This is a genomic window from Aeromonas sp. HMWF017 (assembly GCF_003061465.1).
GTDB lineage: Bacteria > Pseudomonadota > Gammaproteobacteria > Enterobacterales > Aeromonadaceae > Aeromonas > Aeromonas veronii.
Window position 1 is genome coordinate 45,266 of sequence record NZ_QAJD01000105.1, and the last position, 8,882, is coordinate 54,147.

Annotated in this window: 8 protein-coding genes and 1 pseudogene; 5 read left to right on the forward strand and 4 right to left on the reverse strand. The window is 59.6% G+C overall.

What is annotated here, in order from left to right; translation table 11 throughout:
* From DBR30_RS22040 to DBR30_RS10490, 3 genes and pseudogenes are all read left to right on the forward strand, one after another.
* Window positions 1-256 (forward strand): annotated as a pseudogene (locus DBR30_RS22040) (inosine/guanosine kinase); the annotation flags it as partial.
* Window positions 257-436: 180 nt separating this feature from the next.
* Window positions 437-799, forward strand: coding sequence for a DUF2750 domain-containing protein (locus DBR30_RS10485; RefSeq protein WP_005337077.1), 363 nt, complete (start codon window positions 437-439; stop codon window positions 797-799).
* 175 nt (window positions 800-974) lie between these two features.
* Window positions 975-1,469, forward strand: a complete 495-nt coding sequence (locus DBR30_RS10490; protein ID WP_042055706.1) for a hypothetical protein — start codon at window positions 975-977, stop codon at window positions 1,467-1,469.
* On the opposite strand, the gene DBR30_RS10495 is transcribed toward DBR30_RS10490, so the two are convergent.
* Window positions 1,432-3,072 (reverse strand): EAL domain-containing protein, encoded by a 1,641-nt coding sequence (locus tag DBR30_RS10495; RefSeq protein ID WP_108588336.1) that lies wholly within the window; start codon window positions 3,070-3,072, stop codon window positions 1,432-1,434. The two genes, DBR30_RS10490 and DBR30_RS10495, sit on opposite strands and share 38 nt — an antisense overlap.
* Window positions 3,073-3,261: 189 nt before the next feature.
* Here DBR30_RS10495 and glgC point away from each other — a divergent pair, with 189 nt between their 5' ends.
* Entirely contained in the window at window positions 3,262-4,536 is a 1,275-nt protein-coding gene (glgC, locus tag DBR30_RS10500) for a glucose-1-phosphate adenylyltransferase (protein WP_005337070.1), read from the forward strand.
* 84 nt (window positions 4,537-4,620) lie between these two features.
* Here glgC and DBR30_RS10505 read toward each other — a convergent pair whose 3' ends face one another.
* Window positions 4,621-6,618, reverse strand: a complete 1,998-nt coding sequence (locus DBR30_RS10505) for a hypothetical protein (RefSeq protein WP_108539622.1) — start codon at window positions 6,616-6,618, stop codon at window positions 4,621-4,623.
* Between the two features lie 195 nt (window positions 6,619-6,813).
* Window positions 6,814-7,365, reverse strand: coding sequence for a lipoprotein (locus DBR30_RS10510; RefSeq protein ID WP_005337065.1), 552 nt, complete (start codon window positions 7,363-7,365; stop codon window positions 6,814-6,816).
* Between the two features lie 296 nt (window positions 7,366-7,661).
* On the opposite strand from DBR30_RS10510, the gene DBR30_RS10515 reads away from it, so the two are divergent.
* Entirely contained in the window at window positions 7,662-8,381 is a 720-nt protein-coding gene (locus tag DBR30_RS10515) for a hypothetical protein (RefSeq protein ID WP_371878974.1), read from the forward strand.
* Window positions 8,382-8,393: 12 nt separating this feature from the next.
* On the opposite strand, the gene DBR30_RS10520 is transcribed toward DBR30_RS10515, so the two are convergent.
* Complete coding sequence (locus DBR30_RS10520) at window positions 8,394-8,855, reverse strand: DUF2919 domain-containing protein (protein ID WP_069527220.1); 462 nt, start codon at window positions 8,853-8,855, stop codon at window positions 8,394-8,396.
* Window positions 8,856-8,882: the final 27 nt, after the last annotated feature.

The following is an 8,882-nucleotide window of genomic DNA, read 5'->3' on the forward strand; positions in this document are numbered from 1 at the left end:
CAAGAACACCAATGGGGCAGGGGATGGCGCCCTTTCCGCCGTGCTGCACGACATGGTGGCCAACTCCTATCACCGGATGAATGTGCCCAACTCCGCCAAGCACATCTCCGAGTTCCTGACTTACTCCTCACTGGCCCAGGTGTGCAAATACGCCAACCGCGTCAGCTACGAGGTGTTGGCCCAGAGCAGTCCCCGTCTCTCCCGCGGTTTGCCGGAGAAAGAGGACAGTCTGGAAGAGGTTTACTGGGAGCGTTGATCTCCTGAATCTGCAAGACGCCTCCATCGGGAGGCGTTTTTGCAGGCAAATGGGATTTATCCCGGCTTTTTTCCCGGAATAACCCCAATATGCTTGAGTCCATGTCACTTTTGCGACACCATTTGGCCATCGTATTGTCGCCCGACAATGCCGCAGCACCCGAAAGAAAGAGAGAATCCCATGAGCATGCTTAACGACAACCTTGACGCCAATTTCCAACTGTTTATCGAACAAGTCCGCGAGTCGGGTCAGGTGTGGGGTCTGCGCTATGGGGAAGACTGGGTCGTCTGCCGCTCCGCCGAATTTGAAGATGCCGACGTGATGCCGCTCTGGTCTGCCGAAGAGGACGCCCGTCTGCACTGCGTCGACGAGTGGGCCGATTACGAGCCGGAAGTGATCGATCTGGAAGAGTTTCTCGATATCTGGATCAACGATCTGGATGAAGATGATGTGCTGGTCGGCCCGAACTGGAACGCCGATCTGGAAGGCCAGGAGCTCGAACCCATCGAGCTGGCCAAGGCTCTGGTTGAACTGGACGCCTGAAAGCGCCTCCATTGATGGCTTGAACGCACAGGCCATCGGGACAAAGACCGGCATCCGTGAGGGTGCCGGTCTTTTTTATGGTCGAATGGCCCGATTGATGAGTTAAAAGCCGATTTGCCTTTGCACCTGTCAGGGGGATGGTCCATCATCAACCTTTTGCCAAGGGAGGAGCGCCATGTTTGTATTCGACGTAACGGGAGCTGCGGGTGAGAAGGCCAGCATTCGGGTGCAGGCGCTGGATTGGGCGCAAGCCGGACCAGTGACCTTCCAGTGCGATGACGATCAGCTGGCGGTCGTGCTTCTGAGCGGTTGTCGTTGCGACGCGGTGGGCTTTTTCAACCTGTTGGCGGGGTGCAAACCTCTCTATATCGAACAGTGGCTCAGCTATCTGCAGGAGAGTGGTCGCATTGGCAAGTGGAGTCACCAGACCGAGAGTCCCGCCGATGGGGACTATCTGGCCAGAGCCGGTCTGGAGCACGATGAGCTCAATACCCTACTTGGCCAGGTCTATCAGGTGGCGGGGTTCAACCGGTTGCAGATCAACCGTTACCTCAAAAACCGCCACAATCCTACTACACTGGCTACCCGTTACGATCAGAAGGAGCTGGAGCGTTATCGCCAGCTCAATGACATCATTCTGACCCTTTTGAAGCTGAAGCATCCTCAGTAAAGAGCCCCAGCTGGCTGATATCCGGTCGCAGCGGTTGCGGCCGGGCGATCAGATAGCCCTGCAAACCATCCACGTACATCCCCTGCAGCAGCTGTTTCTGGCCAAGCTGTTCTACCCCCTCTGCAATCACCTGGCACCCCATCCGATGTGATACATCGACGATCATCCGCACGAACTGCTGGTTGGTCTGATCCTGCTCCAGTCCGGTAATCAGGGCAGGATCGAGCTTGATGTAGTCGGGCTTGAGCTCGCGAAACAGGGTAAAGGAGCCGATCCCTTTGCCAAAATTGGCGATGGCCGAGCGGCTGCCGTTGCGGCGCAGCAGTTCAAACACCCGCTTGGCGCCGGTCAGATTGCGCTCCAGATGCTCTTCATCCAGTTCGAACACCAGATTGGCGCTGGTATTGGGATCCTTGAGCAACTGGCGGTCAAGCCAGATCAGGAAGGCGCTGTTTTGCAGCAGGTTGGGGGAGAGGTTGATCCCCCAGCGACTCTGGTTGGCACCAAAGGCCCGGTACTGACGCATGATGTGGGTAATGACCAGCTGCTCCAGCCGCATCACCATATCGAGCCGCTGGGCCATGGCAAACAGGGTGTCGGTGGGCAGGGCGGTGCCGTCATTGCCGCTGAAGCGGGTGTAGATCTCGTTGTAGGCCAGCATGCTGCGGTGCAGGGGCTGGATCGGCTGGTAGGTAAAGCTGAGGCGCTCCTGCGCCAGCACTTCGGTCAGCACGTCGCGCCAGTGGTGTTGCCCCTGTAGCTCGGAGGCGCTGTCATCCTGCTGGATGGCCCAGCCGTTGATGGTTTCAGTCTGGGCGCGAGCCAGCGCCAGATCCGCTCTGGCCAGCACGGCTTCGATTTTCTGGCCGCTGCTGAGCTTGGTCAGCCCCGAGTAACCGGTGCTCTCCAGCTCGTGCTGATCCTGATAGTGATCGAAGGCCACCTTCAAATCCTGTCCCAGCAGATGGGGAGGAATATTGGCCACCGGTTGCACCAGCACGGCGAAATCAGCCCCCGAAATACGATAGACCTGATTGCCCGGGAAACGGCTTACCACCCGCTTGATAAGGGCAGCCATGTCCTTGATGTAGGCATCACCAGACTGGAAGCCGCGCTGGGCGTTGATCTTGCCAAGCTCGGTGGCACGGATCAGCACCAGGGTCGCGGTCTGGGTGTCCTGATCCCGCTGCAGCAACTCGGTCATGTCGCGGCGAAATGCGTGGCGGTTGAGAAGTTGGGTCAGCTCGTCGGTGGTGGCCAGGTTGCTGAGCTCGGTCAGCTGGCGATGAGCGCTCTGCTCGGCGCTTTCGAACTGCTCCAGTAGCTGTTGCAGCACCTCCTGGGAGGCGGGCTCATCGAGTTGTGAGGGATCCCGTCCCCTGATCGCCTTGATCCAGGTGAGCTCCTGATGCTGGAGCATGCCATCCATGGTGCGGATGGCCAGCATCAACAGCAGGATCATGCCAAGCAGTGTGGTGGCCAGAATAATGGCCAATGTGAGCGGTGTGCTCTGAAGGGCCAACCAAACTGCTTGCAGGAGCAGCAGGGGTATGGTCACTATGGTGGCGATCAGAAAGAGGGTACGTCCGAGCTTGTGAACCATCTTGTCATCCTTGAAGTGGCTGCTTTGTGGGGGAATTTTAACCAAGCTGGCGGAGCAAAGCATGCTATTCCTCGCAACTCGGTGAAAAGGGTCAATTGAGATCGGTTAAATGTGAGTGAAACCACTTTCACAGGTGCTGAAACAGGCGAAGATGAGTTGAAAATAGATCAAACAAGGCAGAGGTAAATCATGTTGTTAGAGCCCGAAAATAGTGCCAAAGCACGACAATTATTGAACCAGAGTATGGCACTGGTGCTGGCGGGTGGACGTGGTAGTCGCCTGAAGCAGTTGACTGACAACCGCGCCAAACCTGCCGTCCATTTCGGTGGCAAATTCCGGATCATTGATTTTGTGCTCTCCAACTGTATCAACTCGGGGATCCGCCGCGTTGGTGTAGTCACCCAATACAAATCCCACAGCCTGCTGCGTCACCTGCAATCGGGCTGGTCCTTCCTGCGTTACCAGATGAACGAATTCATCGACCTGCTCCCTGCCCAGCAACGGGTGGACGAGGTGCACTGGTATCGCGGCACCGCCGATGCCATCTACCAGAACGTCGATATCATCCGTGACTACGGCCCCAAATACCTGGTGGTGCTGGCGGGGGATCACATCTACAAGATGGATTACGCCGCCATGTTGCTCGACCATGTGCGCCTCGGTGCCAAGGTGACGGTCGCTTGTATCGAGGTGCCGCGGGCTGAGGCATCGGCCTTCGGGATCATGGATATCGACGAGCAGCGCAAGATCCGCGCATTCGTCGAAAAACCGGCCAATCCGCCCGCCATGCCGGGTTGCGAAGATCGCTCGCTGGCCTCCATGGGGATCTATATCTTCGAGGCGGAGTACCTCTACCAACTGCTGGAGGAGGATATTCACAATCAGGACTCCAAACACGACTTCGGGATGGATGTGATCCCCCGCATCGTGGAGGAGGGGATGGCATTTGCTCACCCTTTCAACATGTCCTGTGTCGGGGCACGCGAGGGGCAAAAGCCCTACTGGCGTGACGTGGGTACGCTGGACTCCTTCTGGGAAGCGAACATGGATCTCGCCTCCGTGCTGCCCGAGCTCGATATCTACGATCAGAACTGGCCCATCTGGACCAGCCAGACCCTGACGCCACCGGCCAAGTTCGTGCAGGATCGCAATGGTCAGCATGGCATGACCATCAACTCCATGTTCTCGGGCGGTACCATCGTCAGCGGGTCGTTTGTGCTCAACTCGGTGCTCTTTACCAATGTGCGGGTGCACTCCTTCTGCACCCTGGATCAGGCCATCATCTTCCCCGGGGTCGAGATTGGCGCCGGTTGCCGTCTGCGCCGGGTGGTGGTGGACAAGGGATGTGTGCTGCCCGATGGGCTGGTGGTGGGCGAGAATGCCGATGAGGATAGCCGCCGCTTCTACCGCTCCGAGCAGGGGATTGTGCTGGTGACCAAGGAGATGCTGGACAAGCTGGTTTGAGGAAGGCCCTTGAAACTGTGTCAGACGCTGTAATGCAAAGGGAGCCAATCTGGCTCCCTTTTTCATGCTGGTGAATGGCGAGGATTATTCGCTAACCACCGCTTTGGCGGCCATCACCATGGCGGTGCCGTGCTTGCCACCGGCGGCGGTCACTTGCGGTACGCCATCTTCGTCGGTGTCGCTGCCGGCACCTTCGATGATGTTCTCGCCGGAGTCACCGATCCACTCGGCCATCTGCATGCCACCGTTGACGGTGCCACGGAACCAGCTGACGTACTGACCGGTCAGCTTGGCCAGCTCCAGCTCGGGCGCCTTCTCGGCCCCTTCGTTGCGCAGGTTCAGCATGGCAGAGCGCAGGGCGCCGGAGATGGCAGCCTGGGTCCAGGGAGTGTATTCATCCTGTTTACCCGCCAACCAGGTACCCGTCTTGGCATTGAAGTAGGCCTTGTCGGTGGCGATGAACAGCTCGCGGGCGGCAGTGCGGTACTTGGCATCGGAGGTGGCGAGGAACGCAGCCGTCAGACCACGGATGGCGGCGAACTGCGCATCGATGGAGTGACCGGCATCGAGCTTGCCACCCAGGGTGATGCCGTCATGCACCAGACCATTTTTGCCCTTGAGGTTGGCAAGGATGAAATCGGCCTGTTTGCGGATAAGCTCAAGCGCCTGCTGACCCTGCTGGGTCTTGAGGTTCAGCTCGCCATTGTCACCGGCGGCGTAGCCGACCGGCAGCGCATCCTGAGCGCGCTGGAAGATCTGCAGGGCGACCAGTGCGTAAGCAGCGTCAAAGGTGGTGACGTGCTTACCCTGTTTGCCTGCCTGCCAGCTGTCGACCAGGGTGCCAGCCTTGGTATCAAAGTGCAGGGCCGCCAGGTTCTTGAAGGTGAGGTTGGAGAGATTGATCGCCAGCGAGAAGGCATCGCTGCCTGCGACCGCTTTGCCCAGGTCATTGGTCTTGTTGGCAGCCGGTGCGGCGGCAAACGGCGCGCCGTCAAACACGGCGTGGAAGGCCGGGTTCTGGTTGGTGTTGGCGCTGCGCTGATCGCTGAAGGCATAGAACTCGGAGAGCGGCCACAGCATCATCCAGGCATCGCGCAGCTGGGCGGAGCCATCCACCACCTCCAGCTTGCCGATGGCACCGGCATCGTTGTTGCTGGTTTCGGTCACTTTCACCTGATGGGGGAAGTAGACAACGCCCTTGGCCGGATCGTACTGCGGGGTGATCTTGGCGCCCAGTTGCTTGCCATCGAAGCCAAGCTGGTTCTGCATGATGGCCAGCTTGTCGATGGATTGCTCGGTCAGCATCATGCCGTTGAAGCCATCGGCGGCAGAGACGCCCAGCTTGTGTTTGCCATCCTGATCCATGGTGGCGGAGGCGGCTTCTACCTCTTCATCGGTCTCGGCCACGTGCATGCCGCCGAGGAAGTCTTGCGACCACATCACCTCTTTGAGCAGGATGCCGCCCACCGCTGCGGGCACCAGCAGGTTGTCGCTGCCGCTCCAGCGCAGGGTGCTGTAGTCGCGGAAGTAGGCGGGTACCTGGGTCTTGACGGTTTTCTCGGTCCCTTTGGCGGTCTTGATGGTGATCTGGTCGCCATTGACCGGGGTGGTGTTGACGGCCTGGGCAAACTCCGGATTGGCGGAGGCGTAGGGCAGGGAGAGGGGATACATGCCCTGCGGCACTTCATCAGCCGGGAAGCCAACGGCGTCGGCCATGGCCAGCACCCGTTGCCCCAGAGAGGCCATGGTGCCGCCACGGGCCAGGTTTTGCGGCCCGTTCACCAGATGCGGGCCCATGCCGGATTGGTAGTTGAGGGCGTACATCGCCTCTTCGGAGTATTCGTAGGATTCGATGCCGGCAGCGAAGTCGAACGGGGTCGGCTCATCGGCACGGTTGGCATCCAGCACATCCAGATCCAGCCCCAGCGCTTCGGCCAGCGGCTCACCGGAGAGCTCGAATTCGGTATAGGCCAGCATGTTGGCGGCGGTATTGAATGTCTTGTCTTCGACTTTGACGGCAGCGTGTGCGGCGCCGCTGATCAGTGCGCAGGCGATCGCCTGAACCAGTACGGTTTTTCTCATGTCCCTTCTCACCATTGGTTTTATTATTGACGCTTCTCATGACGAATCTAAATGAGAATGGTCTGCATTATGCTGTGTTGGCGGGGACTTGAGAAGTAAAAAACCGCCCCATTCGGCTGCACGTTGAACCGGATGTGCGCTGTCGAAGAGGACGGTTATCTGTTTATTGCGATGAAAGTGCCGGTGTGGCGGGGATCAGAGCAGCTTGAACGGGATGACCAGACGGCCCGGCTCTACCTTGAGGGCTTCGACCTTCTCCTTGATCCTGGCTTCGTTCTTGCGGCTGCTGTCGAGGCGGTAGACCGGGGTCTGCGACAGGAACAGGGAGAGCGACTGATTGAAGGTGGGCAGCAGCGGGGTGAGGGCGGCCCCGATATCGGCCGGCTCGGTCTTGACCGAGACCAGTTCAAGGTCGCGCAGATAGATGGCGCCCTGATCGGCCACATAGTCCGGGCGGGCGCTCAGGGCAAAGCGGATCTTCATCTGCTGGCTGCCAAGGGGGCTGCTCACCTGCAGGTCGCCAGCGGCGTCCAGCTCGATGCGATCTGCTTGTTTGCGGCCGATACGGCTCTGCATCTCATCCAGACGGATCTTGCTCGACATGATGCCGGGGATCCCCAGCTGTTTTTCAAAAGAGACCTGATCTTTGAGGTACTGGTTGATTTCGGCCTCGCTGACGTTGTACTGGGTCAGGGAGCAGGCTCCCAGCAGCAGGGCGAGGGGGAGTAACAACAGCTGTTTCAACATGATGGATTCCGCTTGGGCAACTATGATGGCGCTATCTTACGCGATAACGGGCGTGGAATGAGAGCCTCATACCGTGAGAAATCACGGAGTTGCTGCATTCCCGATTGTTTTTTGGCAACCGCCGGGTTCATCATCGACGGGTGAGCGGAATAGGGCTGAGCTGTTGGCTGCAGGCGTAGGTCTACGCCTTAAGCAGAGAGAAGAGAACAGAGTGTGAGAAGAGCACAGAGAACGAGGAGAGCGTAATGGTTCGGATGGGCAAGGTTGGCCGCAGGGCGCTGCTGTGGCTTGGCTGCATGATGGGACTGTGGAGCCCGTCGCTGTGGGCTGAGGTGAAAGTGATCCCGGTCTTCGAGGCGCAGGCGGCGGTGCAGACCCTCAAGGAGATCTATCCCCAGCTTGGGGTGAGTGCCATGGGGAATCAGCTGGTGCTGAGCGGGACGCCAGCCCAGCTGCAGGAGGCCGAAGCCACGCTGGCGCAGGTCAACCAGCCACCGCAAAGCCTGCTTATCGAGTGGCGGGTCGATGGTGCCGCCAGCGGTCAGCAACTGGGGGGCTCAATCAGTCGCGACGAGGCCAAGCGGCAGTGGCTGGTCGATGGCAACGCCCGGCAGTACCAGCGCAGCCAGAACGACAGCTGGCAGGTGCGCGGGCTGTCGGGCCGTCCCGTGCTGCTGCAGATGGGCTCCTATCAACCGGTCACCTTCTATCAGTGGAATGGGGGAGCCGTGGTGGGGATGATGCCGCTGGTGAACGGCCTCTATGCCACGGCCACCTTGATTGGGGATCGGGTGCAGATTGCGCTGAGCAGCGAACAGGCGAGGCTGGATCAGGGCACCATCAATCGTGGGCAGAGTGCCACCGAGGTGAGCGGGGCCCCGGGCCAGTGGCTGACGGTGGGGGAGCTCTCGACCAGCTCAGCGGATCAGGGGAGTAGCCTCGGCACCCAGCTACAGGGTGGGCGAGGCAGCCAGAGCGAGCGCCAGACCCTGCAGATCCGGGTCACTCGTCAATAGGTGTCAGCCCCGTCAGTGGGGCTGATCTGCGGCATATTCCCGTAGCTGGCGACTGCGCAGCAGATACCAGAGCGCCCAGAGGCTGGCGACCAGCACCAGTGCGGTGGGCCAGCTGAATGACCACTTCTGCAGATTGAGGCTGTGCAGTTGCATCAGCAGACCGCTGACGGCAGAGCAGAGCAGCAGCAGCGGGCTGTAGCGTCGAAGTCTGGCGCGAATGCTTTGGGTCTGCTGATAGGTGCCGCCGCAGGCGAGCAACGCCAGCATAGCGGGCACGTCGGTCAGCAGGCTGATGTAGAGGGTGATCTTGTCCGGATAGAAGAGGGTCAGGATCTCGCTGCCGCTCTCGCGGGTGACCCCTGCCATCAAAAAGAGCCAGACCGAGCGGGTCAGCAACAGGGCGATGGGCCAGAACCAGAGGGGCGGGCGCAACTGGCCGTGATCGTCATATCGGTGTTCGGGGTAGAGGGTCATGGTTGCCCGTTATCCACTTGAATTGAG